Here is a 20,936-nt window from a genome sequence, read left to right on the forward strand (position 1 = left end):
GATGCTCCGGGGCCCCGGGCTGGAAGAGAGGGATTGTGCGGCCTACCTCGCCTGCGTCCCGTCCGTCACCAGACGGTGCAGCGCGGCCACCAGCGGGGCGTAGTCCAGCGTGGCGCGGAAGAGGTTCTGGTGCACCAGCACGCCCATGTACCCGCCGAAGAGGCCGTGGGCCGCGTGCAGCGCGTCCACGTCCTGGCGGAACTCCCCCGTCTTCTGGCCGTGGCGGATGATGCCCTCCAGCACCTTCGCGTAGACGGCCAGCTTCTCGCGGATGGCGTCCGCCACCCGGTCATTCGACTCCGCCGCCTCGGCCGCCAGCATGGCGAAGAAGATGCCGTACTCGCGGTGGCAGCGGAGGAACTCCTGGGTGCGCTCGGTGAAGGCCTGGAGCTGCTCCCGGGCCGGCAGCTCGCGGGCCTCCTGGAGGTGGCTGGCGAACTCGCGGACGCAGCGCTGGTGCAGCTCCGCGATGGCCGCCAGCAGCAGGTCTTCCTTCGTGGGGAAGTGCCAGTACAGCGCCCCCGGCGTCATCCGGATGGCGCGGGACAGGTCCGCCATCGTCGTGGCGAGGAAGCCGCGGCGGGAGAACAGGGTGATGGCTGCCTCGAGGATTTCCACCCGCGTGCGCGCCGCCCGTTCCTGTTTGAGTTCCCGTTGTGCCGGTTCCCTACCCATATCAATGCAACTCTATACCTCATGCCATCAAGATGAGCTTGACAATCTCAGGCGGTGAACCGACGCGCAGCGGCGGACCCCAGAAGCCTGTTCCCCGGCTGACATAGAGATGGCTGTCCCCCTCCTGGAAGTGGCCCGCGTCGTGTCGCCAGATGGCGGACACTGCCAGCGTGAAGGGGAAGAACTGGCCGCCGTGCGTGTGCCCGGAGAGCTGCAAGCCCATGCCCGCCTTCGCCGCCTCCACCCAGTTCGACGGCTGGTGTGCGAGCAGCACGGAGGCGCGCTCCGCATCCCTGCCAGCGATTGCGGCGTCCAGGTTGTAGCCCTGCCGGGTGTTCCGCGCGGCCCAGTCATCCACGCCCACCAGGTCGAACGAGGCGGCCGCGTCGCCGATGCGCACGTGCCGGTTGCGCAGCACGTGGATGTCCATGCGCTCCAGCGCGTCCGCCCACGCGGCGGCGTTCCAGTAGTACTCGTGGTTGCCGGTGACGAAGTACGTGCCGTGGCGGGACTTCAAGTCCCGCAGCGCGGAGACGGCGGGGGACAGCGACGCCACGTTCCCGTCCACCAGGTCTCCGGTGATGCACACGAGGTCCGGGCGCAGCGCGTCGCAGCGCGCCACCAGCTCGTCCATGAAGCGGCGCTGGATGACGGGGCCCACGTGGATGTCGCTGAGGTGCACAATCGTGAAGCCGTCCAGCGCGCGGGGCAGGCCGGGCAGGCGCACCGCCACCTCGCTCACCACCGGCTCGTGGAAGGCGCGCCACATGCCGAAGCCCGTGACACCCCCCGAGGCGAGCAGCGCGCCGCCCGCGGTGGCCCGCGCGAGGAAGCGGCGGCGCTCCACGTCCACGGGGCGGGAGGGCTCCGGGGTGGGCTCCGGCGCGGCGACGAGGGCCACCGGGGCCACGGCCTCGGCGGGGACGGACGAGGTCAGCCGTTGCTCCATCGCGGTGGCGGTCGCCTGCGTCTGCCGGCTCGCACCCGCCATCACCGTCTCCGCCGCCATGGCCACCTGGGCCGGCAGCGCCGTACCCACCGCTGAAGCGCTCGCATCCGCCATCCCCACCCTCCGCGCCCGCGCCACCCACCCCGCCACCCGGCGGATGCCGCCCGCCACCCAGAAGGCGAACAGCAGGTAGATGGCCGCGCCCATCCACGTCCACACCGCGGTGGCCATGGCGAAGGTGGTGTCCACGGGGAGGAAGCGCGTCACGGACCAGGACAGCACGAGCGGCACGCCCAGCGCCGCCATCACCCACCCGCCCAGCCGCCGCCACCGGGGACTCTCCGACGTATCCACGAACAGGCGCCGGTACAGGTAGATGTGGGCGAGCAGCGTGATGAGGCCCGTCACGACGGCGAAGACGATGAAGCGAACCGGCGAATCCATGGGCCTCCAATAGCCAGCCCCCTGGGGCCCACCGCAATGCAATCCGTGTGAAGAAGTGTGGACCGCGAGCGAAATGGGGCTAAACGACCCCGCTCCTTCTGCAACCCTGAAACAGCTGGCTGCCTGGAGGGGCGCCGAGGGCCGTTCTCGCGGTACAAGTAGCTGAGGTTTGGCCGTATACACCGCCCCGCCGGACGGCCCCTGGCGCTTCGCCTCTCGTGAGACGGCGCGAGCCGCCAGTCGGACGTGCTCGCACACACCCGGAGGAAGAACCGATGCGCAAGGACATGAACGCGGGAGCTCGCGCCCTGTGGGGGTTGCTGCTCGGAGCCCTGCTGATGGCCGGCTGCGAGCGGGTGCCGGGCCCTGCTGGAGACGCCGCCACGCCCCAGGCCCCCACCTCCACAACGCGGGCCTCCCGGCTGGTGGTGCCCCAGGGCGACCTGCCCCGGCTGGCCGCGGGCGCGCAGCACTCGCTCTACATCGCCCCCGGGGGCACGGTGTGGGCGTGGGGTGGCAACACGGCGGGACAGCTCGGCGGGGGAGACGTCTCCTTCCAGCACCTGGCGGCGGCGCAGGTGCCGGGGCTGACGGACGTGGTGGCGGTGGCGGCGGGGGACTCGCACTCGCTGGCGCTGCGCTCGGACGGGACGGTGTGGACGTGGGGGAGCAACGCCTCCGGGCAGCTCGGCGACGGCACCCTCCTGGACCGCGCCGCGCCGAAGCAGGTGCTGGCGGATGTGGTGGCGGTGGCCGCGGGCGAGTTCCACTCGCTGGCGCTGCGCGCGGACGGCACGGTGTGGGCGTGGGGCATCAACTTCAACGGGCAGCTCGGCCGGGGCACCACCTCCAGCGCCGAGCTGGTACCCGGGCCGGTGCCGGGCCTGACGGGCGTGGTGGCGCTGTCCGCCGGCTATGACTTCACCGTGGCGGCGCGCAACGACGGCACGGTGTGGGCCTGGGGCGCCAACGGCTCCGGCCAGCTCGGGGACGGCACCTCCACCCAGCGCCTGGTGCCGGTGAAGGTGGCCGGGCTCACCGGCATCACCGCCGTGGCCGCGGGCACCTACCACACGCTGGCGCTGCGCACGGACGGCACGGTGTGGGCGTGGGGCTCCAACGGCTCCGGCCAGCTGGGGGACGGCTCGTGGATGGACCGGCCCACGCCGGTGCAGGTGCCGGGCTTCTCGGACGCGAAGGCGGTGGCCGCGCAGGACTCCGGCTCGCTGGCGCTGCGCAAGACGGGCACCGTGCTCGCGTGGGGCTACAACGCCTCCGGGCAGCTCGGCGACGGCACCACCACGGAGCGCGCCGCCCCGGTGTCCGTGCAGGGCTTGAGCGCGGTGACGGCCCTGGCGGCGGGGGCGCAGCACGCGGTGGCGCTGCGCGCGGATGGCACACTGTGGGGCTGGGGCGGCGGCGCGTCCGGCCAGCTCGGCCACGGCGGCTCCGAGCGGCACCTCTCCGCGGAGCCGGTGTTGCGGCTGGCCGGGGTGACGTCGCTCGCCTCGGGCAGCTTCCACTCGCTGGGCCTGCTCTCGGACGGCTCGGTGTGGGCGTGGGGGCGCAACACCTACGGCCAGCTGGGGGACGGGACGCAGACGGAGCGCACCGCGGCGGTGCGGGTGGCGATGTCCGGCGTCGCCATCGCCGTGGCCGCGGCCAGCCACCACTCGGTGGCGCTGCGCTCGGACGGGACGGTGTGGACGTGGGGGCGCAACGCCTCCGGCCAGCTCGGCGATGGCACGAAGACGGACCGCGCGGTGCCCGCGCAGGTGCCGGGGCTGACGGGCGTGGTGGCGGTGGCCGCGGGCGGCAGCCACGTGCTGGCGCTGCGCGGCGACGGCACGGTGTGGGCCTGGGGCTACAACGCGCTGGGGCAGCTCGGCGATGGCACGACGAAGGACCGCGCGGTGCCGGTGCAGGTGTCGGGGCTGACGGGCGTGACGGCGGTGGCGGCGGGCACGTACTTCTCCATGGCGCTGCGCTCGGACAAGACGGTGTGGACGTGGGGCGAGGGCTACGAGGGGCAGCTGGGCGACGGTGCCGGGGTGCAGCGCTCGACGCCGGTGATGGTGGCGGAGCTGACGGGCGTGACGGCGGTGGCCGCGGGCTCCGCGCACGCGCTGGTGGCGCGCACGGACGGCTCGGTGTGGGCCTGGGGTGACAACGCCGACGGGCAGCTCGGTGACGGCACGTGGTCGGACCGCTTCCGCCCGGTGAAGGTGGCTGGCCTGGAGGGCGTCACCGCCGTCAGCGGCGGGCGCTCCCACTCGCTGGCCCTGCTGGCCGACGGGACGCTGCGCGCGTGGGGCGCCAATGGCTATGGCCAGCTCGGTGACGGCACGCTCACCTCGCACTCCCAGCCCGCGGCGGTGCCGGGCGTGTCGGGGGTGAAGTCGCTGTGCCCCGGCTACCTGCACGTGCTGGCGCTGCGCCAGGACGGCACGGTGCGCGCGTGGGGCTACAACCGCTTCGGGCAGCTCGGCCTCGGCGTGGCCGGCTGGAGCCCGGTGCCGGTGCAGGTGCGCGGCTTCGGGCGCGAGGACCGGCTGGCGGCCGGCCGCGCGCACTCGCTGCTGGTGCGTCAGGACGGCACGCTGCGCGCGTGGGGACAGAATGCCTCCGGGCAGCTCGGCGACGGCACCAGCATCCACCGCGCCGCGCCCGTCTCCGTGCCCGGAGTGCCCTGCGTGCGCTCCCTCTCCACCGGGTTGCAGCACACGCTGGCGCTGGCCTGTGACGGCACGGTGTGGGCGTGGGGTGCGAACAACCGGGGGCAGCTGGGCAACGGCACGGCCTATGTGACGCGCTCCACGCCGACCGTGGTGGATGGCCTGTCGGGCGCGGTGTCCGTCGCGGCGGGCGGGGACACGTCACTGGCGCTGCGCGCGGACGGCTCCGTCTGGGCCTGGGGCAGCAACGTCAACGGGCAGCTCGGCGACGGCACCACGACGGACCGCTCCACCCCCGTCCAGCTCAAGCGGCTGAGCGGCATGGTGGCGGTGACGCTGGGCGAGACGCATGGCCTGGGCCTCGGCGAGGACGGCACGCTGTGGGCCTGGGGTGCCAATGCCTCCGGCCAGCTCGGCGACGGCACCACCGTCAACAGCACCGTGCCCGTGCGGGTGCAGGGGCTGGAGGGCGTCATGTCCGTGGCGGCGGGGCGGGCCTTCTCGCTGGCCATCCGCCTGGACGGCACCCTGTGGTCCTGGGGGACGAACCCGTCCGGGCAGCTCGGCGACGGCACCAACGCCAGCCACAGCCTGCCCAAGCAGGTGCCGGGACTGGAGGGCGTCACCGCCGTGTCCGCGGGAGCGCACCACGTGCTGGCGGTGCGCTCGGACGGCACGGTGTGGGCCTGGGGTGACAACAGCCTCGGCCAGCTGGGTAACGGCTCGTACACGTCCGCGGGCGTGCCGAAGCAGGTGCCGGGCCTGACGGACGCCGTGGCCGTGGCCGCGGGCGAGCAGTACGCCCTGGCGCTCCTGCGCGACGGCACGGTGCGCTCGTGGGGCAGCAACGAGTACGGCCAGCTGGGAGAGGTGCTCTCGGGCCCGCGCCTGGAGCCGGTGGAGGTGAAGGTGCAGGGGCCCAAAATCCGGCCGCCCGTGCTCGACGTGCGCGCCTGGCACCAGCATGCGCTGGTGCTGCTGGCGGACCACACCGTGCACGCGTGGGGTGACAACACCTACGGCCAGCTGGGGGACGGCACCACGGTGGGCCGCTCCTCGCCCGCCGCGGTGAGTGGGCTGATGAACGTGGAGGCGGTGGCCTCGGGCGTGTACCACTCGCTGGCGCTGAGCTCGGACGGCACGGTGTGGGCGTGGGGCGGCAACGGCTTCGGCCAGCTGGGCGACGGCACCACGTCCTCGCGGCAGCTGCCGGTGCGGGTGGAGGGCCTGTCGGACGTGAAGGCCATTGCCGCCGGCAGCTACCACTCGCTGGCGGTGCGCTCGGACGGCACCGTGTGGACCTGGGGCTACAACGCCTTCGGACAGCTCGGGGACGGTACCGCCGAGTCGCGCCTGATGCCGGTGCAGGTGGAGGGCCTCGAGGACGCGCGAACCGTCGCGGGCGGAGACCACCACTCGCTGGCGCTGCTCGACGACGGCACCCTGGTGGGCTGGGGCTACAACGCCAGCGGGCAGCTGGGCGACGGCACCACCACCACGCGCTACTCGCGGGTGCCGGTGCTGGCGCTGAACGGCGTGGTGGAGGTGCAGGCCGGCGCGTACCACACGCTGGCCCGGCGCGAGGACGGCACGGTGTGGACGTGGGGCGACAACGGCTTCGGCCAGCTCGGCACGACCAGCATCAAGCCCCGCCTGGTGCCGGGGGCCGTGGCGGGCGTGACGGGCGTGACGGCCATTGGCACCGGAGCCCGGCACTCGCTCGCCGTGAGTCCGGAGGGCGCCGTCTGGACGTGGGGCCGCAACTCCCACGGTCAGCTCGGCAACGGGGACAGCCTCCAGCATGCGGAGCCCGTGCTCGTGAAGGGACTGGCCTCCACCCGCCACGTGTCCGCCGGCAGCGACTTCTCCATGGCCATGCTGGAGGACGGCACCGTGCTCAGCTGGGGCAGCAACCTCTACGGCACGCTGGGTCAGGGCGTCCGGGGAACCCGCTGCTCTCCCGGCACAGTGGCCATGCCCTGAGTCTTGGGGCTGGGTGCGCGGGGGCCCACACGGTGCGCCCCGCGCGCCGCCATGGGGATGCGTCGGTTATCGGGGGACATGCGCAACCCCGTTGCATTGACGTGCGTCCTTCCTTCGCTCACCATGAATCGCGACAACCCCGTTTGTCCGAAAGCGAGGAAGGCCATGTCGAAGTGGATGGCAGTGCTGGTGGCGGTGCTCACCGCTGTGGGTGCGCTGGTGCCGGCGGTGGCGTGGGCGTACGGGCAGAAGGCCGGCCCCTGCACGGTGAGCGTCAAGTGCGTGGATGGCTCCACCGTGTCCTGTTACGGCGCGCGCGTCTGCTACTGGAGGGTGGACTCCCCCGCGGGCACCGGCTTCGTGGAGTGTGACTCCTACGGGAAAATCTACTGCGAGCTCCTGCTGGACGAGGAGGGCGAGCCCATCCTCGAGGTGGAGTAGCCAGGCCCCTCGCGCGGGGCTGTCAGAGCCGCAGCCCCGCGCCCAGCCGCTTGCGCACCGGCTCCAGCTCGCGCCGGTCCAGGCCCATGTCCATGAGCTCCAGCCGGCGCAGCTTCGGCATCGCCTTGGCGGTACGGAACGCGAGCGCTCCCTCCTCGCTCAGCTCGTTGCGGGACAGCTCCAGCCGCTCCACCTGGAGGAGCGTCTTGCTGGCCGCGAGCGACTGGGCGCCCTCATCGGACAGGCTGTTGCGGTTGAGGGCCAGCAGCCGGAGCGCGCCGAGCGCGGTGCCGCGTGCCAGTGCCTCGGCGCCCTCGTCGGACAGGCCGGTGCCGGAGAGGTAGAGCGCCTCCAGCGATAGCGCCCCCTTCGCCAGGGCTTCTGCGGACGCGTCGGACAGCTCGGCGCCGGAGACGCTCAGGGAGCGCAGTCCCGCCAGCGCCTTGCCACCAGCCACCGCCTGCACGGCCTCGTCGTCGGCGCCGGCCAGCATCAGCCTCGCGAGGTGGCCTGCGTGCGTCGCGGAGGCCAGCGCCTTCGCCGCGCGTGTCACGCCGGAGCCGGTGAGCCTCAGCTGGCGGATGCGCTCGAACCAGGGCTGCCCGGCGGCGAGCGCCAGGCCCTTGCCGTCCTTCGTCTCCACCGTCAGCCGGTGCAGCGGCTCGCGCGCCAACAGCGCCTCGCCGTGCTTCGCGAGGTGGGCCTCGGACAGGGTGGCCTCTTCGATGAAGCCCCGGGAGAAGGCCGCGTCGCTCGCGTGGGCCTCGTCGAGCGGCTGGCGCCACTTGCGGCCATGCTCGGACAGGAGCGTCTCCACGCGCTTCGTGAGGGCCTGCCTGCGAGCCGGGTCCATGCGCCCGCTCAGCGCCACCTGCGCGTGGATGAGCTCGACGCGTGCGTCGTCGGTGCCGCAGAGGACGTCCGCGCAGACCAGCCGCGCATCGTTGCTTTCGGGCTCGGCGGCCACGCGCGCCACCAGCTCCTGCCAGGTACTCATCGGGCGAGCAGCTCCTTCACCTCGCGCTGCCAGCGCTCCCCCAGCTCCGGGTGCACCATGCGCACGTAGGCGGCGTAGCCCTCCAGCCACTGGGGGAAGTCCGGGCGCCCGCGCGCCTGCGACTCCACGCCGTGCTGGCGGCAGTTGGCGAGGATGGCCTTGAAGCGGCGGCGCTCCTCGCGGGGGATGGAGACCTGCTGGTTGACGGTGAGGCCCGTCACCCGCTGGCGGCCACCCTGGCGCATGATGCGGCGCTTGGCGGCGTTCTCCGCGAAGCCCTCCTGCTGGAGGATGGCGTTCACCCACCAGAGGAAGCGGCCTGGCTTCTCGGGCTGCTTCTTGAAGGAGAAGGACAGGTCATCCGCGTAGCGCGTGTACGTGGCGCCCGCCTTCTTCGCCAGCGCGGTGAGGCGCGCGTCCATGCGGCGGCAGACGAGGTTGGCGATGGCGGGCGACGTGGGCGCGCCCTGCGGCAGCACGCCGGGCCACGCCACGGTGCCGTCCGGCAGCCGGGGCCGCCACGTGGTGAGGCCGGCGAGCACCGAGGCCACCTCGTCGCCGTAGCCGTGCGCCTCGAAGAGACCCTTCACGCGCCGGTAGTGCACCGTGGGGAAGAAGTCCTCCAGGTCCACGCGCACCACCACCGTGGAGCCCACGTGCGGGCTCGCGTTGGTCACCGTGGAGCGTCCGGGGACGAAGCCGTGCACGGCCGGGTGCGTGGGCAGGTGCGCGAGGAGCTTGTCGAGGATGGCGCGCTGCACGGCCTTGAGCTTCGCGCGCGGGGCACAGAGGCGGCGCACGCCTCCGGAGCGCTTGGGCACGTCGAACTCCACGTAGCCGGAGCCGGCCTCCGAGCCTGGGCGCATCAGCGCGTCCAGCTCCGCCACCGGCACGCCCACGAGCTTCGCCACGTCCGCGCGCGTCTTCAGCACGGGCAGGGCGGCGGTGAGCGCGGCCTTGCGCTTCACCGGCGCGTTCATGCTCGGGTAGAGGCCGAAGTTCCAGCCGGTGGGATTCCAGCCACCGATGGATGTGGCGCTGGGATGGCGCGGCGGGTCGGCGCGCGTGTCGGGCGGGGAGACGTCCGCCAGGCCCAGGCGGCGCACGGCGGCGCGGGCATGGGCGGCCACGCGCGAGTCCGGGTCCTTCACGCGGCGGCGGAGCTGCCCGGCGGCGCTGGCACGGGCGAAGAGCAGGGGGATGAGGCGCACGGCCTGGAGCCGCTCGCGCGGGTCCACGCTCTTGAGGCGGCGGGCGACGGGCTCCAGCCAGGAGCGGCTCACGTAGAAGCGGGCGACCTCGTACTCGGCGAGGCCCTGGTGGCGCTCCAGCAGCGCGACGATGCGGTCGAAGTTCGCCTCGGGGTCGGCCAGCAGGGGCTTCAGCTCGAGGATGAGGCCAACGAGGTCCATTCCGGCGCTCCGACCGCTGTGGAGGACTGCAGGCTCCTGGGGCCACCGCCACCTGCACGGCAGATGCGGGCGAGGTCGGGGAAGCCCGCCAGGCGGACCTCGCACCGCTTCGTCCTTCAATGGGAGTCACAGGCAGCCGCGACGTGACATCGCGGACGGAAGGCTGGCTGCACGCGGCCCCAGGAGCGAGGCGAAGCACACCACATCCGTCAGGAGGAGGGAAGGTCACCCGCGTCGGGAGGGCCGTCCTCCTCCAGCAGCGCGAGCAGTGCATCACGCGGCCCACCCGGAGCGCGGCGGACGAGCGCGTCGAGCTGGCGGCTCCGGGCACGCACGCGCTCGCCGTGGACGCGCATGGCGGGCAGGGCGTCCGGCTCCATGTACGGCCGGGAGAGCACGTCCAGGTTGTGGAGCAGCTCGCGGCGGCTGCGAGGCGCGGTGAGGGACGCGCTGACGCCGGGCTGCGTGAGGGAGTAGCGGTAGCAGTCCACGGCCGTGGGCAGCGGCGAGTCCGGCGGAGTGTCGGCGGCGGGCTGGAGGAGGCGGCCGTAGCAGGTGGCGGTGAAGGTGAGCACGCCGGTGCCTCGGGCATGGGCTTCCGGAAGGAACGTTCCTTCCGCGCCGGGATGCGCGGCGCTGTGGCGGGTCATCACCACGGGCCAGGGATGTTGGCGGAGGGCGTCGCGGGCGAGGTCTCTCAGGTGCGTGGAGAAGCCGAAGGTGCGGACCTTGCCCTCGGTGCGCAGTCGTTCGAGGGCGGCGAAGTCCTCCGCGTTGAGGCGCTCGGGGGAGCGGACCCAGAAGAGGAGGAAGACGTCGAGCCACGAGGTGCGAAGGCGGCGGAGCGCGGTCTCCACGTCGCGGCGGAGGGCCGCGGCGCCCGAGAAGTAGCTGCCGGCGACGATGACGAGCCCGTCGCGCAGGGTGCGGCCACCGCGGAGGAACTGGGTGAGGGCGGCGTAGCGCGGCTCCCAGAAGAAGGTGTTGAGGCCGGCCTCGTGCGCTTCGAAGAAGGGCTGGGGCGAGGTGAGGTGCGCGCCGGAGAGGACCAGCGGCGAGACGGTGAGGCCCGTGCGGCCCAGAGGGCGCGAGGACGTGTGGATCGGCACGGCGGGGCGCGGGGCGGGAGCGGCGCGCGGCTGTGCGGGGCGCGTGGGACGGTGGCGCGCGAGGGCGGGCTCGGAGGCGATGAGCTCGTCGGGGAAGACGAGGGTGAGGGCTTCGAGGTGGGCGACGACGCGCTCGGGCTCTGCGTTGCCGAGGAGGGCGGAGCGGAGGTGCTCGAAGGCGGAGGCATCCGCGAGGCGCAGGCGCCAGGTCCAGGCGGAGGTGCGCAGGGCTTCATCGCGCTCGCGCGTGGGGCCGTGCAGGAGGTCATCGAGGAGCGCGTCGAGCGTGGCGCACGACTCCAGGATGGAGGCCGCCGCCGAGCGGACCATGGGCGCGGTGTCGAGCGACAGGCGCAGCAGGGCGCGCAGCTCTTCGCGGCCACGGGTAGGGGAGAGCAGCTCGGCGGCGCGGGCGCGCAGCCATGCGTCGGGAGATTGAGAGCAGGCGAGGGCGGCGGTGCTCAGGTCCTGCTCTTCCGTGGAGTCGTCGGCTTCTTCGGTCCACGCTGCACCGTCGTCCTGTTCATCCAGTGCGCGTGAGTCCAGTGCGTGTGAGGCGTTTTCGGAGGGCCGCGTTGATGCTGTCTCGGTCCGCTTCGTGGCGTGTGCGGTGCGTCCCGCGAGCCGACGGCCCAGGGGCAGCAGTAGCTCGAGCGCGGTGCGGCGCAGCGTGGGGTCCGGGTCCTCCGCGCAGACTCGGAGCGCGGAGTCCGCGTCCAGCACCGCGGAGCGAAGCCACGGGTCCTCGTGCGCTTCGGCCTCCTGGCGCTCGGTCTCCGTGAGCAGGTCGAGCGACGCGAGTGCACGCAAGGCCACGGCACGCACGGCCGGGTCCTCATCGCGTGAGGCGTGGATGAGCAGCTCGGGCTCTTCCAGGAACATGGCCGCCACGGCCACGGCGCGCCGCTCGCGAGTCGTGGAGGCGCGGGGTGCGAAGCGCGCCAGTGCCAGCGCGAACGCCTCGGCGGTGGCGCGTGCTGGGGGCCTGCGCTCCCAGGCGGCGATGACCTCCGCGCGTACGCGCTCGTCCGGGTCTTCGAGCGCCGCGAGGACGGCCTCGAGACTGTCAGGATCGTAGACGAGGCCGGAGAGCGCCGCGCGCCGCAGGGCGGGCTCGGGGTGGCGCAGCAGGAGACGTACTCGCTCCAGCAGCTCGGAGTGCCCTCTGCCCACCGCGATGCGCGAGGCCCAGGCCACCGCGCCAGGGCGGGGTGACGCGGCGAGAATCCGGGATGCGAGCTCGACGTCTTCCACGTCGATGCGTTCGAGCAGCGCGTGGGCCTCCTCCGCCGCATGCGGTACGCGAGGCTCGTCCAGCCAGCGCATCGCGAGGAGCAGGGCGTCCACATCCTTCCGCTCGCGGAGGCGCCGACGTGCGAGGAGTCGCAGCGGCTCATGCGGGTCGCCCAGCCACTCCACCAACTCGCGAGCGGAGAGCGCGGAGGCGGGAGTGGCCTCCAGCCGCGCCGTCGTCACCGCCGGGTCTTCGTTGCTGACAGACTCCGAGCGCTCCGTGCGCGGTGCCTCGTGCAGCGCGGGTGCGTGCTCCGCTGCCTGGGCCGAAGGCGCCACATTCCACGCCGTCTCCAGCCACGCCACCGCGGAGCGCATGGGCTCCTGAGTAGTGCCATGCGTGGCCTCTCGCACGCGCTGCCGCGCGACAGGGTTGTCCAGCCCAATCCACGCCAGTGCCTGCACCGCCGCATGGCGCACGCGCCAGAACGGATCCTCCAGCGCGCCGAGCAGCACGTCCAGCGCACCCGAGCCCGCGACGGACGCAGACGCCCGCACCACCGCCCGGCGCACCCACCACACGGGCTCTTCCCGCACCGCGCGCACCGCCTGCGGCAGCAGTGCCTGTGCCCCCATCCGTGCCAGCGCGCGCCACGCCCTGTCCCTCACCAGCGGCATCGGGTCCGCGAGCGCATCGAGCAGTGCCTGCACGAAGCGCGCATCCCGCGTCCCACCGAGCCGCTGTGCGGCCGTGGCGCGCACCTCCGCGTCCTCGTCGGTGAGCAGGGCCTGCCGCAGGGCGTAGCGTCCCGGAAGCGCGGAGGTGTCGACATCGCCCACCGCCTCGCGCCGCACCGCGACGTCCTCGTCGAGCAACCGCACCGTGGCCGGGTCCAGGTCGGGCATTGCGGTGGACTCTATGCGCCCTGGTACACTCGACGACATGCCCGACATGCTGGCCATCATCAGCAAGGCGGTGTTCGAGAAGGAGGCCGCCGGCAAGAAGCCCGGTGACGTGCTTCCGATGGACCGCTACCGCAGCAACAGCAAGCACCTGGCGTCGCTGAGCTCGGGCGGGCGCCTCTTCCTCTTCACCGTGCGTCCGCCCAACGAGGCGCTCTGGCTGGTGGCGGTGCTCGAAGGACTCAAGTCCGACGCCGAGGGCTGGCGCTCCCGCCCCAACACCATTCCCATCACCGACGTCACCGCGCTCATCCCGAAGATTCGCTTCGAGTCCGGCAAGGGCATCCAGGCCGCGAAGGGCGCGCTGGGCATGTCACTGCAGACTCCTCGGGCGCTGTCCGCGGCGGACGCGGCGCTGCTGCTCCAGACAGCGGGCGGTGAGGACACCGGAGGCGGCCCCACCAACCTCACCTCGCACGAGGCGCAGCCGAAGCTGCCGTGTCTGTGCGGCCGTTGCTTCCCGAAGAGCCCCGAGCGCGCCGGGACGGGCGGCCTCACCTTCCTGCGCTCGAAGGTGGAGACCGACGGCAAGGTTCTCTACTACTGGCTGCCCGAGGAGCTCTCCGCCAACGCACGCGTCATCGCCCAGTCGGTGCGCGGTGCGCTCGTGGGACGCCTCGGTACCTGACGCGGAGGTGACGACGATGCCCGCTCCCACGCTTCGCGGTGCGCTGCTGCTCCTGTGGCTCGGCGCTCCGTAGCGCGCGTGCGGTTCTCACACCGAGCGGCGTGCAGGTCGCGTCCTTCCACCGCACCGGCTCGGAGGCGGCGGGCGGAGCCGGGCATGGTTCGGGCCCTGCGCGCGGCGCACCACGACAGGGCGGCAGGACGTTGGCGTCCGCCGGCCCAAAACCGAGCTTCGTCGACGAGGAGCGTGCATGAGGGGAGACGACGCGAGGCCGGGGGGCCCGCAGGAAGGAGGGGACGCGTTGCGCGAGCGGTGGAGGAGTGCCGGCTACTTCTTTCCGGGCGCGGCGGGCGCCGCCAGCTCGGAGCCGATCTGCTTCCACTCCTGCGCGTAGGCACCACGGGCGAAGGCCCGCAGTTCCTCACCCGTCACCGTGCCCCGCGCGAGCGCGGTGTCGAGCGCACGCACGACGGCGTTGCGGTGCGGCTGCTCGACGTACGGGTTGCCCTCGCGGAACACCTCGCCGAAGAGGGATTCCAGTCGGCCGTCCTGCTTCAGGCGCTCGACGATGCGGGCCTGCGAGGCAGGCTCGTTCGCGTGCGCGTGGAGCATCGCGGAGGCGAGGCCGCCCTGGGCGTCCGCCTGGTCGGGGAACTCGGAGAGCAATTCCAATTCGGCGTCGGCCCCGGCGGCGGCCGCGAGGTCCTGCGCCGCGGTGCCCGGTGAAGCCACGGCCGGTGTGGCGCGCGGCGTGGGACGGCGGTCCGGCTCGAAGTCGCTGCGCCCCTGGAAGGGCTGCACCGCGCGGTGCGTCTGGCCGCCCTTCGTCCCCGCGCCCGGCTGCGCACCCTTGGCGGCGGTGTCCGGACGCTCCGCTCCGGAGCGCTCCGTGACCGGGCCCTTGGGGGAGGACGAGCGGTTGCCACCATCAATGCGCGACATGGGGGAACTCCAGCAATGGAACCCTCTGGCGGACAGGGCCAGGGGAATTCACATGTAGGTTATCGGACGCGTGCCGGCGCCAGTTGCGTCCCTCCCGGAAGGGTGGGGCCGGTCCTGCCCCCGCGCACCCCCGGACCTTCACCACCTGACACTTGTAAACCGCAGTGCTTACCGGCGTTTGGCGGACGACACCGGGAAGATCCACTGCAGCCCCCGCCACAGGTCATCCCGCCACGCCGGGTAGTTATGGCCCGCGTTGTACTCCCGGTACTCCACGCGATGCCCGGAAGTCGCGAGCAGCGGTGCCATGCGCTGGTTGCCTTCCAGGAGCACCTCGAAGCGGCCGCAGTCCATCCACACGTCCAGCGGGCGGCGGGGCGTCTGCCGCGCCAGGTCGAAGACGACGAAGTCGCGCCCCTCCAGCGCATAGGCCCCGGACTGCGCCAGCACGCGGCCGAAGACTTCCGGCGCCCTCAAGCCCGTGAAGAGCGCCATCAGCCCGCCGAAGGACGAGCCCAGCACCGCGTGCGCGCCGGGCTCCTCCACCAGCGACAGGTGCTCGCGCGCCAGTGGCAGTACGCGCCGCAGCAGCAGGTCCACGGTGTACTCGCTGCACGTGTACTCCACGCTGCGCGCCTCGCCGCCGTTGGACACCATGGCCAGCGCCACCGGGCCCATCAGCCCGCGCGCCATCAGCGACTCCACCACCTCCGGCAGCTTCACGCGCTTGAGGTAGTCGTCCCCGTCGAACACCACCATCAGCGGCACCGGGCCGGGCACGGGCGGCGCGTAGAGCGCCACCGAGCGCCTTCCACCCACCGCCATGTCCTCCGTCTCCAGCATGTGCCGGATGACGCGGCCTCGCGGCGCTCCACGCGGGCGCTGGAGGATTTCGGGTGGGCCGCCGCCGGGCATGTAGAAGCAGTGGTTGAAGTCGCCGAAGCCGTTGTCCGACGTGCGCGGGTTGAAGGCGTCCTCCACCTTGTTCCCGCGCGAGTCCAGGAACACGTACTCCGCATACGCGTCCGGCGGCAGCGTCACCGTGCGTGCCCACAGGCCGGGGGCCACGCGCTCCAGCGGCAGCGGCTCGCCGCGCCAGTCCTGGAAGTCTCCCAGCAGCGACACCGGTCCGCGGCCGCGCCACAAGAAGGTGGCGGTGTCTCCCTCGATGACCGGTGTGCCTTCCGCGCGAGCCCGCGCCTCCAGCGTCTTCGCATCCATGCGGCGCACCCTATGCCAGCAGCTCCTTCAGCGTCGCCTCCAAGTCGGTGTGGCGGAACGTGAAGCCGGCCTCCTGTGCACGCCTGGGCAGGACGCGCTGTCCCTCCAGCGCGACCTTCGCCATCTCCCCCATCGCCGCCTTGAGCATGAAGGCCGGCACGTGCATCACCGACGGCCGGCCCAGCGCGTGGCCCAGCGCATGCGCGAAGACCTCGTTGGTGACGGGCGTGGGCGCGGTGGCGTTGACGGGGCCCTCCAGCGTCGGGTGCTCCAGCACGAAGAGGAGCAGGTCGAGCGCGTCCTCGCGGTGCACCCAGCTCACGTACTGCTTGCCGCTGCCCACCGGGCCTCCCGCGCCCATGCGGAAGGGCGGCAGCATCTTGTGCAGCGCGCCGCCCTCCGGGTGCAGCACCACGCCCATGCGCACCACCGATGTGCGGATGCCGGCCTCGCGCGCCCGCGTGGCTTCCGCCTCCCAGCCCCGGCACACCTGCGCGAGGAAGTCGTCCCCGGGCGAGCTCTCCTCCGTCAGCGGCTCCGCCCCGCGCGTGCCGCCGTAGTAGCCGATGGCCGACACCGACACGAAGCGCTTCACCGTGCCCGCGGCCTTCATTGCCTCTACCAACAGCCGCGTGCCCTGCACCCGGCTGTCGTGGATGCGGTGCTTCGCCTCCTTCGTCCACCGCTGCGCCACCGGCTCGCCCGCCAGGTGGACCACGGCCTCCACGCCCTCCAGGGCCGCCGGCGCCAGCGGCGTGACGGCGTCGTACACCGCACCCGTCACCCCTTCAGGAAGCCGGCTCAGGCTCCGTTCAACGTTGCGCGCGAGCACGTGCACGTCATGCCCCCGGGCCAGCAAACGTTGAACAAGACCTGGACCCAGGAACCCGGTCGCCCCGGTGACGGCCACCTTCATGGACGGCCTCCCGGAGCCGGGGGCGGCGGCGCCGCGGGCGTCGTCAGGTCCACGCCGACGAGCCGGCTGAGCGCGGCGAAGAACGCCTCCTGCTCCTCCGGCTTCATCCGCCCCGAGTGCCGGAAGACGACCGCCCCCGTCGCGTCCAGCAGCAGCACATTGGACGTCTTCTTCGGCAGGTCCCAGGGCGCGTCACCCAGCGTCCCGTTCAGGTCCACGAGGATGGGCACGCCCACCTTCTTCTCCTCGTCCCGGACGTACGAGAGGGCAATCTGCCGAGCGGGAAAGAAGTCGAACTTCTCCAGGTTGGCCACCGCCACCACCCAGGCGGAGTCCAGCAGGCCCTTCTCCTTGCCCCGGGAGAAGAGGGCTTCCTTCAGGGGCAGGTTGAGTGTCGTGGAGTCCTTGTCCTCGTAGAACAGGATGACCGGTTTCCCGCGCCACTTGGAGAGCCGCACCTCTTGTCCAGCCGAGGTGCGTAACGTCGCGTCGGCTGGCCCGTACGCAGGTTCGCCTCCGTACGCACTCCCTGCCGCCAGGGACACCGTCAACGCACCCGCGATCCACGCCTTCATGAGGGAACCCCCGTGTACAAGGTTCTTGCAAACCTTAGACATACCCTTGACAAGCTCTGGACGCAAACGCTACCTCTAGGAGTGAAGGGCACCGGCTTTCTGGAGGAACGCCACATGGCACTCTCGGTTCGCAATGCTCGGCCGCTGCCGGGAGCGCTTCCTCTGGAGCAGGCCTGGCTGCAGCTCGTGCAGACCGAGGTGGAGGCCTCGCTGAGGGCGCTCTTCGAGCTGCCGGATGAGTCCAATCTGGACCCTCGCTGGGCAGCGGCCATGGACCAGGCCCGCACGTACGCCCTGCGACCGGCCAAGCGGCTACGGCCGGCGCTGGTCATGGCGGGACACTCGCTGGCGCGGGGGAGCACCGCAGTGCCCTCCGGCCTGTGGACCTTCGCGGCGGGGCTGGAGCTGCTGCACACCTTCCTCCTCATCCACGACGACGTCGCGGACCAGGCGGAGCTGCGGCGCGGAGGGCCCGCGCTGCACCGCATGCTGTCGCCCGGGCGCGCGGGTGAGGACCTCGCCGTCGTCATGGGAGACCACCTCTTCGCCCGCTCACTGGAGGCCATGCTCGCCTCCGGTCTGCCCGGCGCGCCGCAGGTGATGCAGTACTACCTGGGCGTGTGCCGCCACACCGCGGCCGGGCAGTACCTGGACCTCGATTTGGGGCGTGCGCCGCTGTCGGAGGTGACGCTCTTCCAGACGCTGCGCGTGGCCTACCTCAAGACGGCGCGCTACGGCTTCTGCGCCCCGCTGGTGTGCGGCGCCATGCTCGGCGGCGCCGGCGCGGAGCTGCTGGACGGGCTGGAGCGCGTGGGCCGCCACGTGGGGCTCGCCTACCAGCTGCGAGATGACCTCATCGGCCTCTTCGGCGACTCGAGCGTGGCGGGCAAGGCCTCGGACGGCGACTTCACGCAGGGCAAGCGCACCTTCCCGGTGCTGGCCGCCTACGCGCGCGCCGACGCCACCGCGCGCGAGGAACTGGAGGCGCTCTGGGAGCTGCCGGTGGAGCAGAAGGACGAAGCCGCGCTTGCCCGCGCCCGCGCGCTGGTGGAGCAGTGGGGCGGCCGTGCGGCCTGCGAGCGCATGGTGGACCGGGCCTCGCGCGCCGCGCGGCGTTCGCTGCAGTCGCTGCCCAACCCGCACGGTGTGAGGGACTTGCTGGACGCCCTCATCGCCCGCCTGGCGCGCCGCGCCGCATGAGGACGCCATGACGAGCGCACGGACACAGGGCAGGCGGGTGGTGGTGGTGGGCGCGGGCGTCGGAGGCCTCGCGGCCGCGGCGCGGCTGGCGCACCAGGGCTTCGACGTCCAGGTCTTCGAGAAGACGAACGGGCCCGGCGGGCGCTGCAACCAGCTGCGCGCGAATGGCTTCACGTGGGACATCGGTCCCACCATCGTGCTGATGCCGGAGGTGTTCGAGGAGACCTTCCGTGCGCTGGGCCGCCGAATCGAGGACTACCTGACGCTGCTGCGGTGCGATCCGAACTACCGCGTGCACTTCCGCGACGGCTCGGACGTCACCTTCACCTCCGAGCTGTGCGCCATGGGGCGCGAGCTGGAGCGCGTGGAGCCGGGCAGCTACGAGCGCTATCTCGCCTTCATGGCCCAGGGTCGCGTCCAGTACCGCACGTCGTTGGATTATCTGGTGGGCCGCAACTACGACGGCATCTCCGACTACTTTTCGCCGAAGGTGCTCGCGCGCATCCTGAAGGTCCGCGCGCACCGCCGCATGTACGCGGACGTCAGCCGCTACTTCCAGGACGACCGGCTGCGCGCGGCGATGACGTTCCAGACGATGTACCTGGGCGTGTCGCCCTTCGCGTCGCCCGCCGTCTACGGCCTGCTGCCCTTCACCGAGCTGGGCGTGGGCATCTGGTTTCCGAAGGGCGGCCTGTATGCGATTCCGCAAGCGCTGGAGCGACTGGGGCGCGAGGAGGGCGTGAGGTTCCACTACGGCACTCCAGTCGAACGCATCCTCACCGATGGTGGCCGCACCACGGGCGTGCGCCTGGCCAGCGGCGAGGTGGTGGAGGCGGACGCGGTGCTGTGCAACGCGGACCTGCCCTACGCGTACGAGACGCTGCTGGACCCGAACGCCACCCGGCTCAAGCGCCCGGAGAAGCTGCGCTACACGTCCAGCGGCTACATGCTCTACCTGGGCATGAAGCGGAAGGTGCCCGGGCTGCTGCACCACAACGTGGTGTTCGGCCGGGACTACAAGGGCTCGTTCGACGACATCTTCGAGCGCTTCCGCGTGCCGGAGGACCCGAGCTTCTACGTCAACGTGCCCACGCGCACCGACGCGTCGCTCGCGCCCGAGGGCAAGGACGCGCTCTACGTGCTGGTGCCGGTGCCGCACCAGAATCCGGACGTGCACTGGAAGGAGGAGGGCCCGAAGGTGCGGGCGAAGGTGTTCGCCCGGCTGGCGGAGCTCGGCTTCCCCCGGCTGGAGTCGGACATCGAGGTGGAGCGCATCTTCACCCCCGACGACTGGGCGTCCACCTTCAACCTGGCGCGCGGCAGCGCCTTCGGGCTGGCGCAGAACTTCACGCAGATTGGTCCGTTTCGTCCGCGCAACCAGGACGCACGGGTGAAGAACCTCTTCTTCGTGGGCGCCTCCACGCAGCCCGGCACGGGGCTGCCCACGGTGCTCATCTCGGCGCGCCTCGTCACCGAGCGGCTCCTGAACTGGGCCCGTGACGCGGGCGTCTCCCTGACTCCGCGCGAGAGCGCGCCCCGCTCGCTGGAAGAGGTGGCCGCATGAGCTCGCACGAACAACAGGACCTCGTGGAGGACGGCTACCGGCGCGCGAAGGAGGTGACGCGCCACCATGCGAAGAGCTTCTTCTTCGCGTCGTATCTGCTCTTCGGCCAGCGGCGGAAGGCGGCGTTCGCCCTCTACGCCTTCTGCCGGCGGCTGGACGACCTGGTGGACGGGGACGAGCCCCACGTGGTGCCGATGGATTTGCCGGTGCGGCTGGCGAAGGCGCGGCAGATGGTGGCGGAGCTGTACCTGCCCATGCCGGAGCTGGCGTCGCAGGAGCTGGGCTCCCCGGCCGAGCGACTGATGGCGGCGGAGGCGCAGTCGCCGTGGGAGCCGAGCGAGTTCGCCGCGCTGAAGCACACGGTGCGCCACTACCGGATTCCGGAGCAGCCCTTCCAGGACCTCATCTCCGGCATGGAGATGGACCTGACGAAGAACCGCTACACGACGTGGGAGGAGCTGGACCTCTACTGCTACCGCGTCGCGGGCGTGGTGGGGCTGATGCTGACGCCGGTGCTGGGCTGCGCGGAGGTGAAGGCGTCCCAACCGGCGGCGGACCTGGGCCGGGCGATGCAGCTCACCAACATCCTGCGCGACGTGCGTGAGGATTTGGAGCGGGGCCGCGTGTACCTGCCCTCCGAGGAGCTGGCCGCCTTCGGGCTGAGCGAGGACGACCTGCGGCGCGGGAAGGCGGACGAGCGGTGGCGGGCCTTCATGCGCTTCCAGGTGGAGCGCGCGCGCGTGTACTACGCGCGGGCCGCGGCGGGGGTGCACTACCTCCAGGGCTTCGGCAGCCAGTCGATGGTGCGGATGATGGGCGCCATCTACGGCGACATCCTGCGGGACATCGAGGCGCGCGACTACGACGTGTTCAGCGCGAGGGCCCACGTGACCACGCGCCGCAAGCTGGCGCTGGCCACGGGCGTCTTCATGCGCCCCGGCGCGGCATTGCCCGCGCCCCGGGGTGACGCGGGCGTGCCGCTGCTGCCCACTGGGACGGGAGGGTGAGG

Annotated in this window: 15 protein-coding genes; 6 read left to right on the forward strand and 9 right to left on the reverse strand. The window is 72.3% G+C overall.

The genetic code is table 11. The features are described 5' to 3' along the window. Positions 1-42: 42 nt before the first annotated feature. Together G4D86_RS05090 and G4D86_RS05095 are read right to left on the reverse strand one after the other, a co-directional pair. Entirely contained in the window at positions 43-675 is a 633-nt protein-coding gene (locus tag G4D86_RS05090) for a TetR/AcrR family transcriptional regulator (RefSeq protein ID WP_163990045.1), read from the reverse strand. Positions 676-694: 19 nt separating this feature from the next. Further along, the gene (locus tag G4D86_RS05095) at positions 695-2,068 is read right to left on the reverse strand and encodes a metallophosphoesterase (protein WP_163990047.1); all 1,374 of its coding nucleotides are present in this window, start codon (positions 2,066-2,068) and stop codon (positions 695-697) included. 275 nt (positions 2,069-2,343) lie between these two features. Between G4D86_RS05095 and G4D86_RS05100 the strand changes: the two genes are divergently transcribed. Both G4D86_RS05100 and G4D86_RS05105 read left to right on the forward strand, forming a co-directional pair. After that, positions 2,344-6,726: an RCC1 domain-containing protein gene (locus G4D86_RS05100; RefSeq protein WP_163990050.1), complete on the forward strand. Its 4,383-nt coding sequence runs from the start codon at positions 2,344-2,346 to the stop codon at positions 6,724-6,726. 165 nt (positions 6,727-6,891) lie between these two features. Beyond that, complete coding sequence (locus tag G4D86_RS05105) at positions 6,892-7,167, forward strand: hypothetical protein (RefSeq protein ID WP_163990052.1); 276 nt, start codon at positions 6,892-6,894, stop codon at positions 7,165-7,167. A 22-nt stretch (positions 7,168-7,189) separates the two neighbouring features. On the opposite strand, the gene G4D86_RS05110 is transcribed toward G4D86_RS05105, so the two are convergent. The 3 genes from G4D86_RS05110 to G4D86_RS05120 form a co-directional block, all read right to left on the reverse strand. After that, positions 7,190-8,164, reverse strand: coding sequence for a leucine-rich repeat domain-containing protein (locus tag G4D86_RS05110; protein ID WP_163990053.1), 975 nt, complete (start codon positions 8,162-8,164; stop codon positions 7,190-7,192). After that, a complete protein-coding gene (locus G4D86_RS05115; RefSeq protein WP_163990055.1) occupies positions 8,161-9,576 on the reverse strand; it encodes a reverse transcriptase family protein in 1,416 nt (471 codons plus the stop codon). Before G4D86_RS05115 ends, G4D86_RS05110 begins: the two co-directional genes overlap by 4 nt. 209 nt (positions 9,577-9,785) lie before the next feature. Next, entirely contained in the window at positions 9,786-12,824 is a 3,039-nt protein-coding gene (locus tag G4D86_RS05120) for a HEAT repeat domain-containing protein (RefSeq protein ID WP_163990057.1), read from the reverse strand. A gap of 13 nt (positions 12,825-12,837) precedes the next feature. On the opposite strand from G4D86_RS05120, the gene G4D86_RS05125 reads away from it, so the two are divergent. Next, complete coding sequence (locus G4D86_RS05125) at positions 12,838-13,509, forward strand: hypothetical protein (protein ID WP_163990059.1); 672 nt, start codon at positions 12,838-12,840, stop codon at positions 13,507-13,509. A 327-nt stretch (positions 13,510-13,836) separates the two neighbouring features. Here the strand turns inward: G4D86_RS05125 and G4D86_RS05130 are convergent, their stop codons facing one another. The 4 genes from G4D86_RS05130 to G4D86_RS05145 form a co-directional block, all read right to left on the reverse strand. Beyond that, positions 13,837-14,451: a hypothetical protein gene (locus tag G4D86_RS05130; protein WP_163990061.1), complete on the reverse strand. Its 615-nt coding sequence runs from the start codon at positions 14,449-14,451 to the stop codon at positions 13,837-13,839. A 168-nt stretch (positions 14,452-14,619) separates the two neighbouring features. Further along, a complete protein-coding gene (locus G4D86_RS05135; protein ID WP_163990063.1) occupies positions 14,620-15,672 on the reverse strand; it encodes an alpha/beta hydrolase-fold protein in 1,053 nt (350 codons plus the stop codon). Between the two features lie 10 nt (positions 15,673-15,682). Then, positions 15,683-16,588 (reverse strand): TIGR01777 family oxidoreductase, encoded by a 906-nt coding sequence (locus G4D86_RS05140; protein ID WP_163990064.1) that lies wholly within the window; start codon positions 16,586-16,588, stop codon positions 15,683-15,685. Then, on the reverse strand, positions 16,585-17,046 hold the full coding sequence (locus tag G4D86_RS05145) for a hypothetical protein (protein ID WP_240360054.1): 462 nt from the start codon (positions 17,044-17,046) through the stop codon (positions 16,585-16,587). Before G4D86_RS05145 ends, G4D86_RS05140 begins: the two co-directional genes overlap by 4 nt. Positions 17,047-17,277: 231 nt before the next feature. Between G4D86_RS05145 and G4D86_RS05150 the strand changes: the two genes are divergently transcribed. The 3 genes from G4D86_RS05150 to G4D86_RS05160 are packed head-to-tail and all read left to right on the forward strand — an operon-like array spanning position 17,278 to position 20,934. Then, the gene (locus G4D86_RS05150) at positions 17,278-18,363 is read left to right on the forward strand and encodes a polyprenyl synthetase family protein (protein WP_163990069.1); all 1,086 of its coding nucleotides are present in this window, start codon (positions 17,278-17,280) and stop codon (positions 18,361-18,363) included. A gap of 7 nt (positions 18,364-18,370) precedes the next feature. Further along, the gene (locus G4D86_RS05155) at positions 18,371-19,927 is read left to right on the forward strand and encodes a phytoene desaturase family protein (protein ID WP_163990071.1); all 1,557 of its coding nucleotides are present in this window, start codon (positions 18,371-18,373) and stop codon (positions 19,925-19,927) included. Next, complete coding sequence (locus tag G4D86_RS05160; protein ID WP_163990073.1) at positions 19,924-20,934, forward strand: phytoene/squalene synthase family protein; 1,011 nt, start codon at positions 19,924-19,926, stop codon at positions 20,932-20,934. Before G4D86_RS05155 ends, G4D86_RS05160 begins: the two co-directional genes overlap by 4 nt. The last annotated feature ends 2 nt before the right edge of the window (positions 20,935-20,936 follow it).

Source organism: Pyxidicoccus caerfyrddinensis (genome assembly GCF_010894405.1).
GTDB classification, from domain to species: domain Bacteria; phylum Myxococcota; class Myxococcia; order Myxococcales; family Myxococcaceae; genus Myxococcus; species Myxococcus caerfyrddinensis.

Coding starts and splice junctions, on each gene's coding strand:
- G4D86_RS05090 (WP_163990045.1), bottom strand. CDS start 675: ATGGGTAGGGAACCGGCACAACGGGAACTCAAACAGGAACGGGCGGCG.
- G4D86_RS05095 (WP_163990047.1), bottom strand. CDS start 2,068: ATGGATTCGCCGGTTCGCTTCATCGTCTTCGCCGTCGTGACGGGCCTC.
- G4D86_RS05100 (WP_163990050.1), top strand. CDS start 2,344: ATGCGCAAGGACATGAACGCGGGAGCTCGCGCCCTGTGGGGGTTGCTG.
- G4D86_RS05105 (WP_163990052.1), top strand. CDS start 6,892: ATGTCGAAGTGGATGGCAGTGCTGGTGGCGGTGCTCACCGCTGTGGGT.
- G4D86_RS05110 (WP_163990053.1), bottom strand. CDS start 8,164: ATGAGTACCTGGCAGGAGCTGGTGGCGCGCGTGGCCGCCGAGCCCGAA.
- G4D86_RS05115 (WP_163990055.1), bottom strand. CDS start 9,576: ATGGACCTCGTTGGCCTCATCCTCGAGCTGAAGCCCCTGCTGGCCGAC.
- G4D86_RS05120 (WP_163990057.1), bottom strand. CDS start 12,824: ATGCCCGACCTGGACCCGGCCACGGTGCGGTTGCTCGACGAGGACGTC.
- G4D86_RS05125 (WP_163990059.1), top strand. CDS start 12,838: ATGCGCCCTGGTACACTCGACGACATGCCCGACATGCTGGCCATCATC.
- G4D86_RS05130 (WP_163990061.1), bottom strand. CDS start 14,451: ATGTCGCGCATTGATGGTGGCAACCGCTCGTCCTCCCCCAAGGGCCCG.
- G4D86_RS05135 (WP_163990063.1), bottom strand. CDS start 15,672: ATGGATGCGAAGACGCTGGAGGCGCGGGCTCGCGCGGAAGGCACACCG.
- G4D86_RS05140 (WP_163990064.1), bottom strand. CDS start 16,588: ATGAAGGTGGCCGTCACCGGGGCGACCGGGTTCCTGGGTCCAGGTCTT.
- G4D86_RS05150 (WP_163990069.1), top strand. CDS start 17,278: ATGGCACTCTCGGTTCGCAATGCTCGGCCGCTGCCGGGAGCGCTTCCT.
- G4D86_RS05155 (WP_163990071.1), top strand. CDS start 18,371: ATGACGAGCGCACGGACACAGGGCAGGCGGGTGGTGGTGGTGGGCGCG.
- G4D86_RS05160 (WP_163990073.1), top strand. CDS start 19,924: ATGAGCTCGCACGAACAACAGGACCTCGTGGAGGACGGCTACCGGCGC.